This is a genomic window from Paramagnetospirillum caucaseum (assembly GCF_000342045.1).
Classification (GTDB): Bacteria; Pseudomonadota; Alphaproteobacteria; order Rhodospirillales; family Magnetospirillaceae; genus Phaeospirillum; species Phaeospirillum caucaseum.
This window is the reverse complement of the sequence record NZ_AONQ01000235.1, coordinates 1-204: the sequence shown is the minus strand read 5'-3', so window position 1 is coordinate 204 and position 204 is coordinate 1. Positions and strand designations below refer to the sequence as shown.

Here is a 204-nt window from a genome sequence, read left to right as displayed (position 1 = left end):
AAGATCGATTGGGCCGAACGCGAGCGCGAGCTGGTGGAGACCTGCAACCGCTTCCGCCGCAACGACGGCCGCTTCGACGTTGTGGTGCCGTCCTCGGGCGGCAAGGACAGCGCCTTCGTCGCCCACATGCTCAAGCACAAGTACGGCATGAACCCGCTGACCGTGACCTGGGCGCCGCACGCCTATACCGATATCGGCTGGAAG

1 pseudogene is annotated in these 204 nt (G+C 65.2%); it reads left to right on the top strand.

The features are described from left to right. Positions 1–204: pseudogene (locus H261_RS26830) on the top strand (N-acetyl sugar amidotransferase); the annotation flags it as partial.